Annotated in this window: 16 protein-coding genes and 1 riboswitch; of the genes, 3 read left to right on the forward strand and 13 right to left on the reverse strand. The window is 72.2% G+C overall.

The features are described 5' to 3' along the window. From KBY19_RS31315 to KBY19_RS31325, 3 genes are all read right to left on the reverse strand, one after another. Positions 1 to 2,252: glycoside hydrolase family 2 TIM barrel-domain containing protein (locus KBY19_RS31315; RefSeq protein WP_210967195.1), on the reverse strand; the 2,252-nt coding region annotated here is incomplete at its 3' end. Positions 2,253 to 2,285: 33 nt separating this feature from the next. Beyond that, a complete protein-coding gene (locus KBY19_RS31320; protein WP_247691618.1) occupies positions 2,286 to 4,010 on the reverse strand; it encodes an ATP-binding protein in 1,725 nt (574 codons plus the stop codon). Positions 4,011 to 4,267: 257 nt separating this feature from the next. Continuing rightward, positions 4,268 to 4,960 (reverse strand): alpha-ketoglutarate-dependent dioxygenase AlkB, encoded by a 693-nt coding sequence (locus tag KBY19_RS31325; protein ID WP_210967196.1) that lies wholly within the window; start codon positions 4,958 to 4,960, stop codon positions 4,268 to 4,270. Between the two features lie 133 nt (positions 4,961 to 5,093). Here KBY19_RS31325 and KBY19_RS31330 point away from each other — a divergent pair, with 133 nt between their 5' ends. Both KBY19_RS31330 and metE read left to right on the forward strand, forming a co-directional pair. Continuing rightward, on the forward strand, positions 5,094 to 5,903 hold the full coding sequence (locus KBY19_RS31330) for a tyrosine-protein phosphatase (protein ID WP_210967197.1): 810 nt from the start codon (positions 5,094 to 5,096) through the stop codon (positions 5,901 to 5,903). 39 nt (positions 5,904 to 5,942) lie between these two features. Next, a riboswitch (cobalamin riboswitch) is annotated at positions 5,943 to 6,167 on the forward strand. 160 nt (positions 6,168 to 6,327) lie between these two features. Further along, entirely contained in the window at positions 6,328 to 8,673 is a 2,346-nt protein-coding gene (metE, locus tag KBY19_RS31335) for a 5-methyltetrahydropteroyltriglutamate--homocysteine S-methyltransferase (protein WP_307843672.1), read from the forward strand. A gap of 143 nt (positions 8,674 to 8,816) precedes the next feature. Here metE and KBY19_RS31340 read toward each other — a convergent pair whose 3' ends face one another. From KBY19_RS31340 to KBY19_RS31385, 10 genes are all read right to left on the reverse strand, one after another. Then, complete coding sequence (locus KBY19_RS31340) at positions 8,817 to 10,196, reverse strand: aspartate aminotransferase family protein (RefSeq protein ID WP_099885323.1); 1,380 nt, start codon at positions 10,194 to 10,196, stop codon at positions 8,817 to 8,819. After that, positions 10,193 to 10,435: a hypothetical protein gene (locus tag KBY19_RS31345; protein WP_099885322.1), complete on the reverse strand. Its 243-nt coding sequence runs from the start codon at positions 10,433 to 10,435 to the stop codon at positions 10,193 to 10,195. The genes KBY19_RS31340 and KBY19_RS31345 overlap by 4 nt, the downstream gene beginning before the upstream one ends. Before the next feature lie 63 nt (positions 10,436 to 10,498). Then, positions 10,499 to 11,521, reverse strand: a complete 1,023-nt coding sequence (hpnH, locus tag KBY19_RS31350; protein WP_099885321.1) for an adenosyl-hopene transferase HpnH — start codon at positions 11,519 to 11,521, stop codon at positions 10,499 to 10,501. A gap of 7 nt (positions 11,522 to 11,528) precedes the next feature. Further along, positions 11,529 to 12,194, reverse strand: a complete 666-nt coding sequence (locus KBY19_RS31355) for a 1-hydroxy-2-methyl-2-butenyl 4-diphosphate reductase (RefSeq protein ID WP_099885320.1) — start codon at positions 12,192 to 12,194, stop codon at positions 11,529 to 11,531. Beyond that, entirely contained in the window at positions 12,194 to 14,194 is a 2,001-nt protein-coding gene (shc, locus tag KBY19_RS31360) for a squalene--hopene cyclase (protein WP_099885319.1), read from the reverse strand. Before shc ends, KBY19_RS31355 begins: the two co-directional genes overlap by 1 nt. A 53-nt stretch (positions 14,195 to 14,247) precedes the next feature. Continuing rightward, the gene (locus KBY19_RS31365; protein ID WP_099885318.1) at positions 14,248 to 15,435 is read right to left on the reverse strand and encodes a polyprenyl synthetase family protein; all 1,188 of its coding nucleotides are present in this window, start codon (positions 15,433 to 15,435) and stop codon (positions 14,248 to 14,250) included. Next, positions 15,422 to 16,879 (reverse strand): hydroxysqualene dehydroxylase HpnE, encoded by a 1,458-nt coding sequence (gene hpnE, locus KBY19_RS31370; protein ID WP_185018573.1) that lies wholly within the window; start codon positions 16,877 to 16,879, stop codon positions 15,422 to 15,424. Before hpnE ends, KBY19_RS31365 begins: the two co-directional genes overlap by 14 nt. A 115-nt stretch (positions 16,880 to 16,994) precedes the next feature. Then, a complete protein-coding gene (hpnD, locus tag KBY19_RS31375; RefSeq protein ID WP_180289968.1) occupies positions 16,995 to 17,903 on the reverse strand; it encodes a presqualene diphosphate synthase HpnD in 909 nt (302 codons plus the stop codon). A gap of 80 nt (positions 17,904 to 17,983) precedes the next feature. Further along, complete coding sequence (hpnC, locus tag KBY19_RS31380; protein WP_099885316.1) at positions 17,984 to 18,943, reverse strand: squalene synthase HpnC; 960 nt, start codon at positions 18,941 to 18,943, stop codon at positions 17,984 to 17,986. Between the two features lie 498 nt (positions 18,944 to 19,441). After that, positions 19,442 to 20,137: a TetR/AcrR family transcriptional regulator gene (locus KBY19_RS31385; protein WP_099885315.1), complete on the reverse strand. Its 696-nt coding sequence runs from the start codon at positions 20,135 to 20,137 to the stop codon at positions 19,442 to 19,444. Between the two features lie 118 nt (positions 20,138 to 20,255). Between KBY19_RS31385 and KBY19_RS31390 the strand changes: the two genes are divergently transcribed. Next, positions 20,256 to 20,831 (forward strand): MMPL family transporter (locus KBY19_RS31390; protein WP_210967198.1); only part of this gene is annotated, 576 nt, incomplete at its 3' end.

Genomic DNA, 20,831 nt, shown 5'->3' on the forward strand with positions numbered 1-20,831 from the left:
GCCACCTCGTGCCCCGCCTCGGCCCAGGAGGTGCCGTGCCGCAGCACGAGGGAGAGGTCGAGCCAGTACTCGGCGCCCGGCCGGGGCCGCCCGGGCCGGTCGAGGGGCAGGCGTACGGTGCTGGTGCCGCCGGGCGCGGTACGGGGCGGCCGTACCGTGCCGTGCTGGACGCGCTCGCCGTCGCGGGTGACCTCCCAGCGCAGCTCGTAGGCGTCGAGCCCGCTGAACAGCTGCTTGTTGGTGATCTCCACCTCGCCGTCGGCCGCCTTCTCCCCCGCGAAGCCGATCTGCTGGTACGCGCGTTTGACCTCGTGCATGGCGGGATTGGGCGTGCGGTCGGAGCGCACCACGCCGTTGCAGCAGAAGTTGCCGTCCGTCGGATAGCCGGGGACCCAGTCGCCGCCGTAGGACAGATAGCTGCGGGAGGCGTCGCCGGGCACCGGCTTCTTGATCGTCTGGTCCACCCAGTCCCAGATGAAGCCGCCGTGCAGGTTGGGGTACTTCTCGAAGAGGTCCCAGTACTCCTGCAGATTTCCGGTGCTGTTGCCCATGGAGTGCGCGTACTCGCACAGCATGAACGGCTTCTCGTTGCCCGACCTGCCGTACTTCTCGACCTCGTCGGGCTTGGCGTACATCCGGCTCTCCACATCGGCGACGGAACTCATGCCCTCGTAGTGCACCGGCCGGGTCGCGTCGCGCTGGTGGAACCAGTCGGCCATCTTGCGGAAGTTGTCGCCGCTGCCCGCCTCGTTGCCCAGCGACCACAGCACCACGCAGGGGTGGTTCTTGTCGCGCTCCAGCATGCTGCGCGCCCGGTCCAGGCATGCCTCGGTCCACTCGGGGAGGGAACCGGGGAGGGTGTCACGGACCTCGTGGGTCTCCAGGTTGGTCTCGTCGACGACATACAGGCCGTACTCGTCGCACAGCTCCAGCCAGCGGGGCGAGTTGGGGTAGTGCGAGGTGCGCACGGCGTTGATGTTGTGCTGCTTCATCAGCTTGATGTCGCGCAGCATCGTCTCTTCCGGTACGGCCTGCCCGTGCACCGGGTCCGTCTCGTGCCGGTTGGTGCCCGCGAAGAGCAGCGGCTTCCCGTTGATCTCCAGTTTGCCGGGGCCGAACGTCAGCTTGCGGAAGCCGAACCGCACCCGGTGGACCTCACTGCGGTCGCCGCCGGGGTCGCGCACGCTCAGCACCAGCGTGTAGCAGCTGGGGCTCTCGGCCGACCACAGCTGCGGCCGGCGCACCGTGCCGGTCAGCTCGACATCGGCGATGCCGCCCGCCGGAGGTTCGGCGCTGCCGGTGAGAGGGCCGGTCCGCACCCGGTGCCCGTCCGCGTCGTAGAGGACGCCGGTGACGGTGTACTTCCCGGCCGTCCCGCCCGTGGTGTCCCGTATCCGGGTGCGGACGGTGAGCTCTGCCGTGGTGAGCGCGTCGTCGAGCGCGGTGCGGACCTCGGCGTCGTGGAGGTGGACGCGGGGCACGGAGTACAGATACACGTCGCGGAAGATCCCCGACAGGTCGATCATGTCCTGGTCTTCCAGCCAGCTGCCGTCCGACCAGCGGTAGACCTGTACGGCGAGCGTGTTGTCGCCGTCCTTCAGGTGCTCGCTGATGTCGAACTCGGCCGGGGTGTAGCTGTCCTCGCTGTAGCCGACCTGCTCGCCGTTCACCCACACGAAGAAGGCCGACTTCACCCCCTGGAAGGAGATCAGGGTGCGCCTGCCGCGCCAGCCGCGGGGCACCTCGAAGGTGCGGCGGTAGGAGCCGACCGGGTTGAACTCCTTGGGTACGGCCGGTGGTTCGGGCTTCTCGTACCCCGTCCAGGGATACTTGATGTTCAGATAGATGGGCTCCCGGTAGCCGTGCATCTCCCAGTTGGAGGGCACGGGCAGCCGGTCCCAGTCGCCGTCGTCGTAGTCGGCGGCCTGGAACCCCTCGGGACGCCCGGCGGGGCTCTCCGACCAGCGGAAGCGCCAATTCCCGTTCAACGAGCGGTAGTACGGGGAATCCTCGTGTCTGCCCTTGAGCGCCGATCGTGGGTCGCGGTAGGGGATGAGAGCGGTGCGTGCCGGTTCGCGGTTGACCTGGAAGACGGTGGGGTCGGCGTCCCACTCCCGCCCCTCGGGGTCCGCGGCCGGTCTCCGGCGCCCGGCGGCGAAGGCCGCCTTCTGCTCACGGAAGGCGGCCAGACCGGCCACCGCACCGCCGGTCGTTGCCAGAAAGCTCCGTCGTGCCCATGGCTTCGCATCCATGACTCCACAAGACACCACAGAGACAAATGGATATCAACGCTTTCGCACAGCTTCTTTCAGGACGGCTCCGCTCCTGTCCCGGTGCCGACCGACGCCGTCCGCCAGGCTTACGCCCCGTCGGAAAGCCGCCGCCGACCCCGGAACGCCCTTCGTCGGCAACTCGCCGTCGCCGCGTACCGGACGGGAGTCCCGCACCTGCGGCACGGCACGGTTCCGCGTGGGCAGCGGCGGGCGTCCCGCGGTCTCGGCGCCACCGTCCCCCTCCGCCGCGGCAGGCGCCCCGAACGGCAACGGTGCGGCCGGCCCCCGCCCCTTCCCCCGGACCCGGGCGCGGGGCCGCGGATCGGTACCGGCTCCGGGGCCCGCGTCCCCGTCCCCGTCCGCGTCCGCCTCCGTCTCCGGAGCGGGCGCGGGTTCGGGCGCGGGTTCGGGCGGAATGGCCGGGGTGTCCTCCCGGGGCCGGCCCAGCAGGCGCCCGGGCAGTACCGCGACAGCCTGCACACCGCCGTAGATGTTGTGCTGCAGTTGGACGACGATGCCGTGCCGGCGCGCCAGGGCCGCCACGACGTAGAGGCCGATCCGCCCGTCCCGCACCAGCTCGGGCACGCCGACGCCCTCCGGCTCGGCGAGCACCGCGTTGAGGCGGTGCTGCACCTCGGGGTCCATGCCCGGCCCGCGGTCCTCGATCTCGACCGCGAGCCCGGCCGTGACGCGCTGGGTGCGCACCAGTACCTGCGACCGGGGGTCCGAGAACGCCGTGGCGTTCTCGACGAGTTCGGCCAGCAGATGGATCACATCGGCGACAGCGTGCCCGCGCACCAAGCCCTCGATCGGGGGCACCAACTGGATGCGCGTGTAGTGCTCGACCTCCGCGACGGCCGAGCGCAGCACCTCGGAGAGGGAGACCGGGCGGGTCCAGTGGCGGTGGGCGAGGGCGCCACCGAGCACGGCGAGGTTCTCCGCGTGGCGCCGGGTGCGGGTGGCGAGGTGGTCGACGTCGAAGACGCCCTTGAGCAGGTCCGGGTCCTCGACCTTGTTCTCCAGCGCGTCGATGAGCTCGATCTCCCGGTGCACCAGGGACTGCACCCGATGGGCGAGCTGGACGAAGACCTCGGCCCGCTCCTCACCGCCACCGCGCGGCCGGGCCGCCAGCGCGACCGCCTCCACGACGGCCGACTCCGCGGCGCACTGGGCGAGCGCGGCCTGGTGGCCGAGCAGGTCCAGCGCGTCGCCGACCGGCTCGTCCCCGGGAGCGGGGGTGCGGGTGACGGGCCGTTCGCCGTGCCGCAACGTCCACAGCATCGAGCGGAGTTCGGCCTGGCCCCGTACCAACGACCGCCGCAGCGCGGCACACCGTGCGGCCGTACCGCGCGCTTCGGCCGCGGCGAGCACCCCTTGGACGCCGAGCACCCCGCAGACCAGCAGGCCCCCGGTGATCAGCACCGCCCACAGCGGCGCGCCGGGCTGTCCCGCACCGGCCCCGCCCCGCAGCACGCAGCCGACCACGACGGCGCCGATGACCGCGACCAGCCCCGAGGGGAGCACGGCGAGCCGTACCAGGCGACGGCGTACTGCGGCGTCGCCCACGCCGCCCACGCCCTCGCGTGGCCGGGCCTGCGTCCGGGGCCTGCCGTGCCGCCGCCGTGCGGGGACGTTTCTCCCGGTGGTTCCGGTCGGTGGAGCGGCCGGGGCGGCGCGGGAGACGGTGCGTGGCTCCCCGTTTCCGTTCTGCGCCGGGTGGCTCGGAGATTCGGGCATGGGTTCCTCGGAAGAGTTGAGGCAGGTGAGAGGCCGACGAGCCGCGAAGGGGCCGGCCGGGCCGGCAGGCCGCTACCGCAGAGGTGGGAGGGAGGCGTCGACCGCTGGTCACGCTAGCCCGCGGCCGCGCCCCGCCCTGGCCCTTACACCGGATTCGCCAGGGTTCGCCAGCTCCCAACGAGTGAAAGCCGACGGATTCCGCTTGACAGCCGGCGCCCGCGCAACTCGGCGCACCCCGCGCACCCTTCGCGCGCGGGTCAGTACGCCCGGACGGTGACGTTGACTCGTCCCCGCAGCCCCAGCGCGGGCGGCGCGGAGCCGGGCTCGGTACGGGGCACGCCGTGATACGCCAGCCGCGCGGGCCCGCCGAAGACGAAGGCGTCCCCGCTGCGCAGCTCCACGTCCCTCCCCCAGACTCCGTCCGGGGGGACCCCCAAGGGCCGCCCCCGCCCCTCGGTGTTCCCGAACCGGAAGACGCAGGCGTCCCCGAGGCTGAAGGAGACGACGGGCGCGGCGGAGCGCTCGTCGCTGTCCCGGTGCATGCCCATGCGCGCGCCGTCACCGTAGAAGTTCACCAGCGCGATGTCGTACGGGACGGCACACGGCACGGCGCCGAACACCGGCTCCTCGGCCACCTCGGCGGCGGCGTCCACGGCGGCCCGCGCCCACCGGCCCAACCAGTCGGGGAAGGGCTTCACCGGCTCTCCGCCACCGTCCACGACAGTGGCGGCGTAACCGTACGGATACCAGTGCCGTCCCAGGCTGACCTGCCGCACCGACATCTGCGAACCGTTGGGCATCCGTACCGTCCGCAGCCCCGCGGGCGGCACCGCCCACCGCCGGCACGCCGCGAGCAGCTCGCGCTGCGCGCCGGGCGCCAGCCGGCGGGGCAGATGCACGGCTCCCGCGGTGACCTGCACCGCAGGCGGAGGGAACAGCTCCTCGCTCACACGGCCAGCGTACGGCCTCCCACCACAGGCGGGACCGGGCGCCGGGCGGCGGAGCGCCGTCGTACAAGTCACCACGCAAGGACTGATCGCCTCAGGCATCCATGCCTTATGGTCGAACGGACGGTCGTCGCAGATGCTGGGAGCGCGCGTGAGTGTGGAGTCCGCCGATACGGTGCTGACGGGGGTACGCAACTTCCGGGACGTCGGGGGCCTGCCGACGGTGGACGGGTGCCGGGTCCGGCGCGGGGTGCTCTTCCGCAGCGGGCACCTGGCGCAGGCGACGCCCGAGGACGCCGCCTTCCTCGGCGAGCTCAAGCTGCACACCGTCTTCGACTTCCGCAACTCCGCCGACCAGGCGCTCGACGGCCCCGACATCGAACTGCCCGGCGTCCGCAACGTCAATCTGCCGCTCTCCGACCCGGCCGACGGCGCCGAGTTCTGGAAGATGGTGCGCGACGGCGAGCTGGACCAGCTCCGGGCCATCCTCGGCGACGGGCTCGCCGCCCGGCGGATGACCGACTCCTACCGCACCATGATCCGCGAGCGCACGGCCGAGCACAGCCGCATCCTGCACGCGCTCGCCGAGGACAGTGTGCCCGCGCTGATGCACTGCGCGGCCGGCAAGGACCGGGCGGGCCTGTCGATCGCCATCACGCTGCTGGCGCTCGATGTCGAGCGGGCCGCCATCGAGGAGGATTACCTCCAGTCCAACCAGCCGCACCGGCGCTACAAGGTGTACCGCAGCAGAAAGTCCAAGGCGGGGATGTCGCCGGAGGTCATGGAGCTGCTCGCCCCGCTCTTCGATGCCCGCGCCGCCTATCTGCACGCGGCCTTCGAGACCATCGACGAGACGTGGGGCGACGTGGAGACCTATTTGGCGCAGGGCCTCGGGCTCTCCCCCGCCATCCGCGCCCGGCTGAAATCCCGCCTCCTGGAGACGTAGGGCACCCCCGCCACTGGCCGCACCCGGCGCGCACCCGGCTATGCTGGCCGTGCAGCTGGTTCGCCCCGTCCGCCAGGCGGGAGGCGTCGTAAGAGGGAACCCGGTGTGAGTCCGGGACTGCCCCGCAGCGGTGAGCGGGAACGACCGCCGTCACACGCACTGGACCGAGGACCGGTCCGGGAAGCGACGGCCAGTAGATGCCCGCCGGGAGACCGGCAGGCGTGCCCGCGAGTCCGAAGACCTGCCCGCTGTCCGTACGCGTCCACCCGCGTACGGTCCTCCCGGAGACCTCGAGGGCGGGTCGGAGAGCACGCGCACCAGGCGACGGACACCAGCCACGCGTCCGTCCGCACCGTGTCGCCGCCATCCCTTCGCGTCCTCGTCCCGTTCCGGGAGCGCTGAGACACTCGCGAAGGAGAGTTGCGTGACAGCGACAGCAGCGAACCCGGGCGCCACCGCCCCGACCGCGCCGGTGCGCGCTACCGTGCACGGCTACCCCCGGCAGGGGCCGAACCGTGAACTGAAGAAGGCCGTCGAGGGATACTGGGAGGGCCGCGTCACCGCCGAGGCCCTGCACTCCACGGCCGCCGAACTGCGCCGCGCCAACTGGCGGCAGCTGGCCGACGCGGGCATCGACGAGGTGCCCACCGGGGACTTCTCGTACTACGACCACATGCTGGACACCACCGTCATGGTCGGTGCCCTCCCCGAGCGGCACCGCGCAGCGGTGGCGGCCGATCCGCTGGCCGGCTACTTCGCGATGGCCCGCGGTACCCAGGAGGCGGCGCCGCTGGAGATGACCAAGTGGTTCGACACCAACTACCACTACCTGGTGCCCGAACTGGCCCCGGACACCGTCTTCCGGGCGGACGCCGGCAAGCAGACGGCCGAGCTGGGGGAAGCCCTGGCGCTGGGCGCGGCGGCGGCCCGGCCGGTGCTCGTCGGCCCCGTCACCTATCTGCTGCTGGCCAAGCCGGCGCCCGGGGTCGCCCCCGACTTCGAACCGCTGACACTGCTGGAGCGGCTGCTGCCGGTCTACGCCGAGGTGCTCGCGGATCTGCGTGCCGCCGGTGCCCGATGGGTGCAGCTGGACGAGCCCGCGCTGGTGCAGGACCGCACCCCCGGCGAGCTGGCGGCGGCCGCGGAAGCGTACCGGGCCCTCGGCGAGCTGGCCGACCGTCCGCGGCTGCTGGTGGCCTCCTACTTCGACCGGCTCGGTGAGGCACTGCCCGTACTGGCGAAGGCGCCCGTGGACGGGCTGGCCCTCGACTTCACCGGTCCGGCCGCCGCCAACCTGGACGCGCTCGCCGCGGTCGGCGGGCTGCCCGGCAAGCGGCTGGTCGCCGGCGTCGTCGACGGCCGCAACGTGTGGATCAACGACCTCGAGCGGTCCATGGCCACCCTCGCCACCCTGCTGGGCCTCGCCGGGCAGGTCGATGTGGCGACCTCCTGCTCGCTGCTCCATGTGCCGCTGGACGCACGGGCCGAGCGCCGAATCGATCCGCAGGTCGCCCGCTGGCTGGCGTTCGCGCGCCAGAAGGCGGCCGAGGCCGCCACCCTGGCGCGCGGCCTGTCGGAGGGGACCGGCGCGATCAGCGCCGAGCTGGCCGCCAACCGGGCCGACCTGGCCTCCCGTACGGCCTCGCCGCTCACCCACGACAAGTCCGTACGGGCCCGCAGCGCCGCCGTCACCGAGGCGGACACCCGCCGCGCGCTCCCGTACCACCGGCGCACGGCGGCGCAGCGCACCCGGCTCGGTCTGCCGCCGCTGCCGACCACCACCATCGGCTCGTTCCCGCAGACGGCCGAGCTGCGCAGGGCCCGCGCCGACCTGCGGGCCGGCCGGATCGACGAGACCGCCTACGAGCAGCGGATCGCGGCGCAGATCCGGGAGGTGGTCGCCTTCCAGGAGCGTGCCGGACTCGATGTGCTGGTGCACGGCGAGGGCGAACGCAACGACATGGTGCAGTTCTTCGCCGAACAGCTCACCGGGTACCTCGCCACCCGGCACGGCTGGGTGCAGTCGTACGGCACCCGCTATGTGCGCCCGCCGATCCTCGCCGGCGATGTGGCCCGCCCGCGGCCGATGTCGGTCCGCTGGACGCAGTACGCCCAGTCGCTGACCTCCCGTCCCGTCAAGGGCATGCTCACCGGCCCGGTGACCATGCTCGCCTGGTCGTTCGTACGGGACGACCAGCCGGTGGCGGAGACGGCGCGCCAGGTGGCGCTCGCGCTGCGCGACGAGGTGTGCGAACTGGAGGCCGGCGGGGCCGCCGTCATCCAGGTCGACGAGCCCGCGCTGCGCGAGACGCTGCCGCTGCGCGCGGCCGACCGGCCCGGGTATCTGGCGTGGGCGACGGCCGCCTTCCGGCTCGCCACCAGCGGGGTGCGCCCGGACACCCAGATCCACACCCATATGTGCTACGCGGAGTTCGGCGACATCATCGGGGCGATCGAACAGCTCGACGCCGATGTCATCAGCCTGGAGGCGGCCCGCTCCCATATGCAGGTGGCGGACGAGCTGGCGGGCCACGGGTATCCGCGTGAGGCGGGCCCCGGCGTGTACGACATCCACTCACCGCGCGTTCCCGGTGCCGAGGAGCTGGCGGCCCTGCTGCGCAAGGGCCTTACGGCCATCCCCGCCGACCGGCTGTGGGCGAACCCCGACTGCGGCCTGAAGACCCGGGGCTGGCCGGAGGTCCAAGCCTCGCTGGAGAACCTGGTGGCTGCCGCCCGCACGGTGCGGCGGGAACTCCCCCGCCAGAGCTGACCCTCTGGAGCCTGCGTACCCCGCATGGAGAGCTGCGCGGCTGGTCACGGGCTGCCCCGTCCTGTGCGTTGCAGGCTGCGGCGTACACCGTGGCTGGCTGGTCGCGCCGTTCCCCGCGCCCCTTCGGGGGCGCGGGGCACCCCTCAGCGCTGAGCCATCGCCTGGCGGACCAGTGTGCGCCCGAAGTCCCACATCAGGCCGCCGTTGTGCGCGTCCTCCATGACCTGCGTGAACGCGCTCACGAAGCGGTCCACTTCGGCCTCGCCGATCACCAGCGGCGGGATCAGCTTGATGACCTCCAGATGGTCACCGGAGACCTGGGTGAGAATGCGGTGCTTCTGCAGCAGCGGCACGACGACCATCTGTGCGAACAGCCCCTTGCGCGCGGCCTGGAGCATCGTCCAGCGGCTGCGCAGCTTCAGCGATCTGGGCCGGCCGAACTCGATGCCGATCATCAGCCCCCGGCCGCGCACCTCGTGCAGCAGCTCGTAGGTGTCCACGAGCGCCGCCAGCCGGGTGCGCAGCAGATCGCCGGTGCGGCGGGCGTTCTCGGTGAGGCGTTCTTCGTCCATGACGGCGAGGGTGGCCAGACCCGCCGCCATGGCCTGGGCGTTGGCGCCGAAGCTGGCGGAGTGGACGAGCACCCGGTCCATGGACGAGTAGACCCTTTTGAAGATCCACTCCTTGCCGAGCGTCGCACCCACCGGGACGTAACCGCCGGACAGCGACTTGGCCACGCACACCAGGTCGGGCTCGACGTCCTTCTCGTGCTGGTAGGCGAAGAAGTCCCCGGTACGGCCGAGCCCCGTCTGCACCTCGTCGACGATCAGCAGTGCCCCGTACCGGTGCAGCAGCTCCCGTGCGGTGCGCAGATAGCCGGGCGGTGCCGCGTGCACACCCTTGCCCTGGACGGGCTCGACGACCAGCGCTGCCACGTCCTTCTTCCGCAACTCCCGCTCCAGCGCTTCCAGATCGCCCAGCGGGACGGAGGTGTCGGGCAGCAGGGGCGCGAAGCCCTCGCGGAAGCCGTCCTCCCCGTTGACCGAGAGCGACCCGGCGGTCAGCCCGTGGAAGGCGTGGGTGCAGTACAGCACCCTGGGCCTGCCGGTGGCGTAGCGGGCGAACTTGAGCGCGGTCTCCACCGCTTCGGTGCCGCTGTTGCCGAAGAAGACCCGGTCGAGCTCCGGCGCGTACGAGAGGAGCTTCTCGGCCAGCAGTCCGGGCAGTGGCTGGCAGTCGAAGCGGGTGAGGTCGGCCAGCTGTGCGTCCAGTACCTCGTGCAGTGCCTCCCGTACGACCGGATGGTGGCGGCCCACGCCCATGACACCGAAGCCGGCGAGCATGTCGAGGTAGTCGTTGCCCTCGGCGTCGTAGAAGTAGGCACCCTCCGCCCGCTCGTAGACCTTGTCGAAGCCGATGGTGCGCAGCATGCGCGGCAGCTGGTGGTTGAGGTGGCGCATGTGCAGCTCGTAGCGCTCACCGCCCCGTTCGGCCAGCAGCTTCGTCAGGTCGAAGCCGGTCACGCCATACTCCCCTCACCCGTGCGGGCCACGCCCACGCATGCCGCACCCCGCGGGCCCTTCGCGCTCTTCGGCCGCCGGCGCTCGCGCCCGGCCCGGTCGCCCTCCTCGGCAGGCGCCGGGTCCGCCCTCGCGGGGCGACCCGACGGACCGACCTCGGCCCGCAGCCCGGCGAGTGCCCGCTGCCCGGCGGACAGCGCGTCGAGGTCGCGTAGCCCGTCGACGGGCTCCAGCAAGGACATGGTCGGCCCCCCTGCTCCAGCGGTTCGGTCCGGTGATCCGGGGCGGTGGCGGCGCCCGGTGAGTCAGCGCGACGGGCTTCCCGCGGTCTCGCGGGCGGCGCGCAGGGACTCCTTGAGGGAGCCCATGGTCGCAAGTACGGCGGTCGGCTCGTAACCGCAGTGCGCCATGCAGTTGGCGCAGCGGGGGTCCTTGCCGCGGCCGTACTTGTCCCAGTCGGTCTCCTCCACCAGCTCCCGGTACGTGGGCACATAGCCGTCGCTCATCAGATAGCAGGGGCGCTGCCAGCCGAAGAGGGAGTAGTTGGGAATGGCCCAGGCGGTGCAGTCGAAGTCGGCCTTGCCCTCCAGGAAGTCGAGGAAGAGCGGGCTGTGGTTGAGCCGCCAGCGTTCCCTGTTGCCCCCGGAGAACGCCTTCTTGAACAGCTCTCTGGTCTGCTCGACTCCGAGGAAGTGCTCCTGGTCGGGGGCCTTTTCATAGGCGTAGGCGGGCGAGACCATCATCTCGTCCACCTTCAGTTCGTCGTTGAGGTAGTTGAGGACCTCGACGACGGTCTGCGGGGTGTCGGTGTTGAAGAAGGTCGAGTTGGTGGTGACCCGGAATCCCCGGCGCTTCGCCTCCTTCATCGCCGCTACCGCCTCGTCGAAGACGCCTTCCTTGGCGACGGATTCGTCGTGCCGCTCCCGCAACCCGTCGATGTGCACGGCGAACGCGAAATACGGGGAAGGCTCGAACTCGTCCATCTTCTTGCGCAGCAGCATGGCATTGGTACACAGAAAGACATATTTGCGCCGGGCCACCAGCTGCCGGACGATCTCCCCGATCTGCGGGTGCATCAGCGGCTCGCCACCCGCGATGGAGACCATCGGCGCGCCGGATTCCAGCACCGCTCCCACCGCCTGGGCCACCGGCATCCGCTGCTTGAGCACCCCGGCCGGGTGCTGGATCTTTCCACAGCCCTCACATTTGAGATTGCAGGCGAAGAGTGGTTCGAGCTCCACGATCAAGGGGAACTTCTCCCGCTTGCGGAGCTTCTGCTGAAAGAGATACGTCCCGATACGGAGTGTCTGGCGGAGCGGCATGGCCATTTCTGGCTCACCTCCAGGGGAGCAGCAGGGATCGGTGCCATTCAAGGAATGCGGGCAGGACACCGCGAAGGACGCGGAATGCCGATATTCCACCCCGCAGTGTCCCGATGCGGATCAGTTCATGGCCCGGAGCGTCCACCACCACCCGTACGGCCGCAACCGGACGCCGGGCCGTGCCCGCGGCGGCGACGTCCAAGGTGGCGGCGGACTCCATGTCGGCGGCGATGGCTCCGGCGTCGTGCAGTGCGGTTCTGGCCTGGCCCCGCACCACCTGGTCGGTGCCCGCCAGAGTGCCCACGTGGACCGTGCCGTACCGGGCCAGCGCGACGGCCAGCAGTTCGGTTCCGGTGCAGGGCGTGTGTCCCCGCGCGTCGCGGGTCTGTGCGGCCACGACCAGGTCACCCGGCCGCATCCCGGGCACCAGCCCCGCGCAGAAACCGGTGGCCAGTACGGCGGTGCCGCCGGGCACGGTCTCCTGGGCGAGTGCCCGGGTCGTGGCGCGCCGCGCGGCCTGTGCGCCCATTCCGCTGCGCAGCAGCCGCACATTGTCGGGGCCGGTTCCCCCGTTCGGGTCGGGAATGCCCGGGCCTCCCAGGCCGCGGCGCAGCGCGAGGTGCTCGATGCCGAGCGCACACGTCAGCAGCAGCGGGTGGGGGGCTGCCGGGCTCTCCATCACACGTCCCGCCGCACGACCCGCTCCAGGCCGTCGCCGTGCAGATAGCGCCCCAGGGCGGTGAGCGGGAAGACCATCCGGTAGAGGTGGTAGTTGATCGAGAAGTCCCAGGGAAAGCCGGTGCCGGTGAAGTACGGCTCGTCCCAGTAGCCGTCCTCGCGCTGGGTGGCGGCCAGCCATTCGATACCGCGTTCGACGGCCTTGCCGTCCTTCTCGCCGGCCGCCAGCAGCGCCATCAGCGCCCACCCGGTCTGCGACGCGGTGGAGGTGCCGTTGGCGGCCCACTCGGAGTCGAGGTAGGAACGCAGGTCCTCTCCCCAGCCTCCGTCGTCGTTCTGGACGCTCTCCAGCCAGTTGACGGCGCGCCGGATGGCGGGGTGCGAGGGGGGCATGCCGGCAGCGACCAGCGCCGGTACGACGGAGCCCGTGCCGTAGAGGTAGTTGACGCCCCAGCGGCCGAACCAGGAGCCGTCGGTCTCCTGTTCGGCCAGCAGCCAGGAGATGGCCTTACGGGTACGCGGGTCGTGCTGCTTGCCCTCGGCGGCCAGCATCTCCACCACATGCGCCGTCACATCGGCCGACGGGGGGTCGATGACCTCGCCGAAGTCGCAGAACGGCAGCCGATTGGGGAACGTGCTGGTGTTGTCGACGTCGAAGGCGCCCCACGCGCCGTCGCTGGACTGCATACCGAGATTCCAGCGCACTGCGCGGCCGATGGCCCGCTCGACCCGCTCGGGGTCGGGGTGCTGGATGCGGCGCAGCGCCAGGGCGACCTCGGCGGTGTCGTCGGTGTCGGGGTAGTTGTCGTTGTGGAACTCGAACGCCCAGCCGCCGGGGATCAGCTGGGGACGGCGCACGGACCAGTCGCCGGGCCGTACGACCTGCTCGCCGAGCATCCAGTCGGCCGCCTTGACGAGAGCGGGGTGGTCGCGGGGCAGTCCGGCGTCGGCCAGCGCGATGGACGCCAGACAGGTGTCCCACACCGGGGACTGGCACGCCTCGACCATCCTGGTGTGCTCGTCGGGCCAGACGGCGAACCGGTCCAGCGATTCCAGTCCGGCCCGCAGCACCGGGTGGTCCAGGTCGTAGCCGAGCAGCCGCAGCGCGATCAGCGAGTAGACGGCGGGCGGCTGGATGCCGCCCCAGCAGCCGTCGTTCTCCTGGCGCTCGATGATCCAGCGTGAGGCGTCCTTGAGGGCCGCGCGGCGCAGCCGGCGGGAGGCCACCTTGCGGTAGGCGTGCAGCGCGCGGTCGATGCGCTGGAAGGCGCCGTCCCAGGTGGTGGCGGGCGCCATCGGGGTGTGCGGTAGCGGGCGGGCGGGATCGCGGTGCAGCTCGTCCAGCCGGAAGGTCGCGGGATGGACGGGGCGGAAGGCGGAGACGACGGTGAGGGGCACGATGGTCTGCCGGGCCCAGCAGCCGAAGTCGTAGATGTTGAGGGGGACCCACTTCGGCAAGTAGATGATCTCCGGGGGCAGCTCCGGCAGGTCCTCCCAGCGCCACCAGCCGAACAGGGCGAGCCAGATTCGGGTGAAGACCCTGCTGCGGGCCACTCCCCCGCGCTCGCGCACCCACTGTGCGGCGCGCGTCATATGGGGTGCCTCGGGGTCGTCTCCCGCGAGCTTGAGGGCCACATATCCCTCGACGGTGGCGGACAGGTCACCGGGACCGCCGTAGAAGGTGGCCCAGGTGCCGTCGGCGCGCTGCTGCGAGCGGATGAACCGGGCGGCCGCTGCGGTGGTGCGCTCGTCGCGGACGCCGAGGAACTCGCGCAGCAGCAGGTCCTCGGCGTCCATGGTGATGTTGGTCTCCAGGTCGCCCTTCCACCAGCCGGCCTCGTCCTGGCGGGCGAGCAGATGGTCGACGGCGCGGGCCGCGGTCCGCTCCGCCAGCGCGGTCACGCCGCCGGTTCCCGTAGGGGCGGCGGTGGCAAGGTCGCGCTCTTTGTTCTTCGTTCCGGAGACGCCGGGTCCAGCGGGTCCGTCCGTCGTGGCTGTCATCCCTTCTCCTTCCGAAGTGTCCGATTGCTCGGAGCGGCGAGTGGGAGTTGTACTCACCCCCGCCGTACGACGACGAAGTCGGCGAGTGCGGCGAACCGGTCGCGCACCCTGCCCGGCATCTCGACCGAGTCGAGCGCCGCCAGGGCCGTGGTGTGCTGGCGCTGGGCCTCCTGCGAGGTCCACTCGCGGCCGCCGGCCTCCTCGATCAGCGCGGCCCGCTCGGCGAACTCCGCCTCCTGGAAGTCCTCGAACTCCGCCTGGCTCTTCTTGGCGTCCTCCGTCATCAGCTTCGCGAGCCGCGCCGCGGCGGGGCCCTCGGAGCCGAGTGCGGCGGCGACGGGCAGCGACTTCTTGCGTTGCCGCAGGTCGCTCCAGGTCTGCTTGCCGGTGGCCTGGGGATCGCCCCAGATCCCGAGCAGGTCGTCGACGGCCTGGAAGGCGAGGCCCAGATGGTGGCCGTAGGCCTCCAGCGCGTCCGCCGTGCGGTCGTCGGCACCGCCGAGCACCGCGCCGATGGAGGCGGCACAGGCCAGCAGCGCACCGGTCTTGTTCCCCTCCATCTCCAGGCATTCCTCCACCGTCACCAGGTCGCGGTGCTCGTAGGAGATGTCCTGTGCCTGGCCGTCGATGAGCTTGCGGGTCGCCACCGTGAGCCGCCGGGTGGCGCGCCCGGCCTCCACCGTGCCCAGCTCCAGCAGTATCTCCCCGGCGAGTGCGAACAGCGCGTCTCCCACGAGGATGGCCTGCGCCGGCCCGTGCACCTTCCAGACCGTGTCGCGGTGGCGGCGCTGTTCGTCGCCGTCCATCAGGTCGTCGTGCAGCAGCGAGAAGTTGTGTACCAGTTCGACGGCGACGGCGCCGGGGATACCGGTCTGCGGCGGGCCGCCGGTCACCTCGGCGGACAGCAGCGCCAGCGCGGGCCGTACCGCCTTGCCGCCCGCGGCGTCCGAGGGGCGGCCGTCGGCGTCGATCCAGCCGAAGTGGTAGGCGGCGACGGTGTCCATCGGCGGGGCCAGCCGCTCGACAGCAGCCCGCAGTACGGGGGTGGAGAGGGTGCGCCCACGCTCCAGCAGTGCGCTCACGTCCCTGCCGGCCTCTTCGCCCTTCACGCCCTCGTCGTCCTCGTTCACGAGTTGTTGGTTCGGCGGGGTCACAGGGTCTCCTCTGTGCGGTGCTGTCGTGCTGGCTGTACTGGCCGGGATACCTGGGCCGGCCTGACCTACTGCGTCAGTGGTGCTCATGGGCCCTTCCTTCGATGCCGGGGACCGGTTCCGACCCGTACGGGCGGCCCAGTGCGACGAGGGCTTCGCGCGCGGCTGTCGCCCCACTGCGGACAGCGCTTTCCATGGTCGCGGGCCAGCCCGTGGCGGTCCATGCGCCCGCGAGGTAGACGCCGGGGGCCGAGGTGCGTGCCGCGGGGCGCAGCCGCCCGACCCCGGGCGCGGGGTCGAAGGTGGCGGTGCGCTCCCGGGTGACGAAGAAGTCCCGCACACCGGCGCCCCTGGCGGCGGGCAGCAACCGCTCCAGCTGGGGCAGGTACCGCTCGCGGAGCGCGGCGACCGGCAGGTCGATCTCGTCGTGCGCGACCGACTGGGAGAGCGCCAGATACTGGCCGCCGCCGGTGAGGCCGGAGGCCGCGGTGCGGTCGAAGACCCATTGGACGGGCGTGCCGAGTGCGGCGAAGAAGGGTCTGCGCAGCACCTTGCGGTCGTAGACCACATGGACGTTGAGGATGGGCGCCGTGCCGATGTCCAGCAGCCTCCCCGGGTCGGCGAGGGCGCCGGCGGGCAGCAGCCGGTGTGCCTCGCGCTGCGGGACGGCGAGCACGACCGTGCCGGCCGCCAGTTCCTCGGCCCCGCTGCCGCCCTGATCGACCGTCACCCGCCAGCCGCCCTCCTCGGCGGCCTCGACGGCTCGCGCCCGAGTACGCGGCAGGACGCGCACCCCGGCCTTCTCCAGCGCCGTGCGGGCGAGGACGTCGTGGATGTCGCCGAGCGGGACGTGCGAGAAGCCGATGTCGGCGGCCCCCGGTTCGGAGAGCAGGCCGGTCTTGAAGACCATCGCCGCCAGCCCCATGGAGGCCTGCGGGGCGCGGGCGTTGAGGGTGGCGGTACCCACCAGGTCCCACAGCGCCTCGACGGTACGGGCCGACTGGCCGTGGCGGTGCAGCCACGTGCCGAAGTCGATGGCGTCCAGCGCCGGGTCGGCCGGGTCGAGCCCCTTGAGGGCGAGCGCCGCGCGGGCCACCGCACCGCGTTCGGCGAGCGAGAGGTGCGGATAGGTGGCCAGGCTCGCCGCCAGGTGCAGCGGTACGGGAAGCGCGGTGCGGCGCAGCCGTCCGAGCCGGGGGCGGCCGCCGCCGACGTCGAGGACCGGCACATCCAGCCGGTCCTGCAGCGGGGCGAGCCCGGCGGCGCCCACCCGGTCCAGGAACCAGCTGTAGGCGGTGCAGCAGCGCAGATAGACGTGCTGGCCGTTGTCGACGGTCAGTGGTCCGGCGGCGGAGTCGCGCCGGAAGGAGAAGGCGAGCCCGCCCAGCCGGGGGCGGCTCTCCACGAGGGTGGTCTCCACTCCCGCCTCGGCCAGCCGCAGCGCGGCCGTCGTTCCGGCCAGACCGCCGCCGAGGACCACGGCGCGGCGTGCCGCGCCCGACCGCTCACCGGACCGCACATCGTCCGCCGTCATGGACGCTCCTCCCCCTGGGTCCGGTGCGTGGGTGTGCTCCGCTTCCGCTGGGACGCCCCACCACCGCGGCGGGTTGCCCGGCGGCGGGCCGGCGGCGGCGTCGTCCGCAGCGGCATCAGGCGCTCCGCCGCGACGTCTGGCGGGAGACCAGCCGCGCGTCGAAGCCGGACAGGCCGCGCACCGCCACGTACGCCTTCTCGTGTCCCGGCAGGGAGACACGGCCGCGCAGCACCGCGGCGGGGTCCGCCGCGATGCGGTCGAGCAGGCGGTGGTAGATCCCGGCCATCGCCGCGACGCAGGCGCCCGAACGCCGGTCGAGCATCGGCAGCAGTCGGTAGCCCTCGGCGAAGAGCGCGCGTGCGCGCCGCACCTCGAAGTGGACCAGCCCGGTGAAGTCGGCGCCGGGCGGCACCGTGTCGGTGGTAAAAGCCGCGGCACAGCCAAATTTCTCGAGATCCTCCGAGGGCAGGTACGTTCGTCCGCCCTCGGCGTCTTCCCGCACGTCCCGGAGGATATTGGTCAGTTGGAGGGCGAGCCCCAGGGTGTCGGCGTACTCGGAGGCGCGGGATGTCTCGCGTGCGCCGGGTACGGTGCCGAAGACGCCGAGCGAGAGCCGGCCGATGGCTCCGGCCACACAGCGGCAGTACACCTTCAGCTCGTCCCAGGTCTCATAACCGGCGCCGCGCACATCCATCAGCACGCCGTCGATGAGCTCGTCGAGCGCGGCGAGCGGGATCGGGAAGCGGCCCGCCGCGTGGCTGAGCGCCACCGCGACCGGGTCGGTGTCATCCGGGGGGACCTCGCCGTCCTTGATCCGGGCGAGCAGCCCGCGGGTCTCCTCCAGCCGCCGCTGTTTGGCCTCCTGTGCGAGGTCACCGTCGCCGATGTCGTCCACCCGCCGGGAGAACGCGTACAGCGCGGACATGGCCTGCCGCTTGGCCGCGGGCAGCAGCCGGATGCCGTAGGCGAAGTTACGGGCCTGCGCCCCGGTGACGGCCTCGCAGTAGCGATAGGCGGCGGTCACCTGAGCGGGGAGCTGCTGCGCGGGCCTGGCCCGGGGCCGCTGCGCTCCGGCGGCCTTCTCCGGCTTCCCCACCGTCCCGGTCACCCCTCTCCTCGCAGGCTCGCCCAGGACTCGCGCAGCACACCTGCGGCGCCGGCCCTGGGAGCTCCCGCCAGTACGTCGTACCGCGCCGCCCGCAGGGCGGAGGCCGCCGCGCGCCCGCCGCCGGTGAACCCGGCGAGCAGCAGCCGGAGCCTGCCGTGCACGCTGCGCACCAGCGGGGCGCCCTCGTCCAGCAGGCCGAGCGCGCGTTCGGTCTCGTAGGCGATCAGGGCACGCACCGAGGCGTTCGCGGTGGGGGCCGCCAGATCCGGCTCGGCGACCCGGAAGCGGGCCATGTCCTCGGCCGGCAGATAGATCCGGTCCCGGGCCAGGTCCTCGGCGACGTCCTGGAGGTGTTCGATGATCTGGAGCCCCGTGCAGACCGCGTCCGAGCGGCGTACCCGCTCCGGTGTCATGGTGCCGGTGATGGCGAGGACGAGACGGCCGACGGGGTTGGCGGACAGCTCGCAGTAGGCGAGGAGTTCGGCGTAGGTGGCGTAGCGGCGGACCTTCTGGTCCTGCCGGTTGGCCTCGATCAGGGCGAGGAACGGCTCGGGGGTCAGCCCCCGGCGGCGGACGGTGGGCACCAGGGCGCGCAGCAGCGGGTGACCCGGCCCGTGCCCGGCACCGGCTGCGCCGTACGGGGAGGTTCCGTCGGACGGGGGGCCGCCCGGGAAGGCGCCGTCGAACACCCGGTGGACGTCGGCCTCGAACGCGTCCAGCATGGCGAGCGGGTCGTCGGCCTGGCCGGGGGCGAGGCCGAGGGAGGCGGCGTGCGCGGGACCGGAGTCCCCCAGGTCCCCGTCGCCGATGTCGTCGACCAGACGGGCGAATCCGTAGACGGCCATCAGATCGTCCCGCCACGCACGGGGGAGGAAACGGGGCGCCACCGGGAAGTTCTCCGCCTTGGCCTTGGAGAGCACCGCGCTCGCGTGCGCGTCCTCCTCCGCGGTCACCACGTGCTGCCCATGGCCATTGCCGTCACATCTCCGTTTCTACACCGCTGCGCCAGAAGATCCTATTTCGGACACGCCGCACGCGCTGGCCTGCGAAAGCGGCCGACGGCACGGTCCGGCCGGGCCCTGTTCGCCCGACTTACCGCGAATCAGCACCGAAACAGCTTACGCCGTACATCAATCCCGTGTGTGCCGGGTGACGGTCCTGGACCGGGCCGGATCCCGACCCCGTGTCGGGGCCGCATTTCGCCCGGACGGGTATCGAACGCCCCCGGAACAGCCGGGCCCCCCGGGCGCGGTACGGCGACACCTCGGCCGGTGGAGGGCGCTCGGCCGCAAGGCGGGATTCGGCCACAGCGCGAGCTCGACCGCAGGCGGAGGTTCGGCCACCGGGGTGACCGGGCCGCCCGCCCGGCGCCGGAGGCCCGGCCACCGGTGACGGCCGGGGCGGCGTGACGGGGGCCGGTGGGTCGACGGATCGGTGGATCGACGGGTCGACCGTCAGGGGGCGATCAGACCGGCGATGACGTCGCGCAGGACCCTCTCGATGACATAGCCCGCCTCCTCCTCGGAGAGCACATCCAGCGGCCCGTCGAGGAAGAGCATCGCCGTGCCGTGCACCATGGCCCAGGCGCTGAGCTCGGCCCCGGGCCTGCGCTCGGGCGGGATCAGGCCGACGGTGACCGCCTCGTCCAGCGTCTCGGTGAGCATTTCGAACGAGCGCGCCTCCCAGCCGGGCTGGTGGCCGGCTTCCGTGACGGCACCCTCCTCGGTGACGCCGAAGCCGCCGAGGGCCTTGCGGCAGAACGCCGTGCGGTAGAGACCGGGTTCCTGCCTGGCGAAGCCGATGTAGCCGCGGCCGAGTCCCAGCATGCGCTGCCTGGTCGCCTCCGGACCCGAGCCGCGCACCTCGCGCCCACCCGCCTCCATGCACTCGACCAACCGCTGCTGGCCGTGGTCCTTGACCGCTCCCAGCAGGTCGCTGTGGCTGTCGAAGTGCCGGTAGGCGGCTGTGGCGGAGACCCCGACCTTGCGGGCGGCGGCGCGCAGGACGACGGCGTCCGGGCCGCCTTCGGCGGCCAGCTCGATGGCGGCCCGGATCAGCGCGTTGCGCAGGTCTCCGTGGTGGTAGCGGCCTTTACCGGGGCGTCCTCCTGCCGCTGCGCCCGTGGCTTCGGTGTTCGCGTTCGCCTGCATGCTTCCATCCTGCCCGATGTTGACAGCAATAACATCCATGGCATGATGCATGTTGACGCCGTGAACATCTGGTCGGCGCCATCTTCCATCCTCACTAGCGCTCCCCGGGGGACCCGACGTGCTGGACCGCATAGCCAACCTGACCTATCGCAGGGCACGAGCTGTGCTCGTGCTCTCCCTGCTCGCGGTGGTGGCCCTGGCCGCCGTCGGCTTCGGCGCCTTCGGCAAACTCCAGGGCGGCGGGTTCGACGACCCCGACTCGCCCTCCTCACGCGCCGCCGCACTGATCGACGAGAAGTTCCACGGCCAGGACAACCTCGTCCTCCTCGTCCGCGCCAAGAGCGGAGACCTCCGGGCGCCCGAGGTCGAACAGGCCGGGCAGCAGCTGACCCGCGGTCTGCGCAAGGAGCCCGGCGTCACCCAGGTGACCTCCTACTGGGCACCCGGCGGCTCGGCCCTCACCTCGCGCGACGGCGCCCAGGCGCTGGTGCTCGCCCACATGGACGAGAACGACACCGAGCGCGTCTCCGAGGTGACCGAGAAGTGGACCGGCGAGCGGGGCGCCGTCGTGGTCCGCGCGGGAGGCGGAGCCGCACTCAACGAACAGATCAACGCGCAGGTCTCCAAGGACCTCGCGATCGCCGAGGCGATCGCCGTACCCGTGACGCTGCTGCTGCTCATCGTCGCCTTCGGC

Origin of the sequence: Streptomyces sp. B15, assembly GCF_018070605.1 — a bacterium.
Taxonomy (GTDB): Bacteria; Actinomycetota; Actinomycetes; order Streptomycetales; family Streptomycetaceae; genus Streptomyces; species Streptomyces smyrnaeus.

What these genes read in the sequence shown, in the direction of transcription:
- KBY19_RS31345 (WP_099885322.1), bottom strand. Translation starts at nt 10,435, where the DNA reads ATGTCCTTGCTGGAGCCCGTCGACGGGCTACGCGACCTCGACGCGCTG.
- shc (WP_099885319.1), bottom strand. Translation starts at nt 14,194, where the DNA reads ATGACAGCCACGACGGACGGACCCGCTGGACCCGGCGTCTCCGGAACG.
- KBY19_RS31320 (WP_247691618.1), bottom strand. Translation starts at nt 4,010, where the DNA reads ATGCCCGAATCTCCGAGCCACCCGGCGCAGAACGGAAACGGGGAGCCA.
- KBY19_RS31385 (WP_099885315.1), bottom strand. Translation starts at nt 20,137, where the DNA reads ATGCAGGCGAACGCGAACACCGAAGCCACGGGCGCAGCGGCAGGAGGA.
- hpnH (WP_099885321.1), bottom strand. Translation starts at nt 11,521, where the DNA reads ATGGCCATGCCGCTCCGCCAGACACTCCGTATCGGGACGTATCTCTTT.
- KBY19_RS31330 (WP_210967197.1), top strand. Translation starts at nt 5,094, where the DNA reads ATGCTGGGAGCGCGCGTGAGTGTGGAGTCCGCCGATACGGTGCTGACG.
- hpnE (WP_185018573.1), bottom strand. Translation starts at nt 16,879, where the DNA reads ATGACGGCGGACGATGTGCGGTCCGGTGAGCGGTCGGGCGCGGCACGC.
- KBY19_RS31365 (WP_099885318.1), bottom strand. Translation starts at nt 15,435, where the DNA reads ATGAGCACCACTGACGCAGTAGGTCAGGCCGGCCCAGGTATCCCGGCC.
- KBY19_RS31355 (WP_099885320.1), bottom strand. Translation starts at nt 12,194, where the DNA reads ATGGAGAGCCCGGCAGCCCCCCACCCGCTGCTGCTGACGTGTGCGCTC.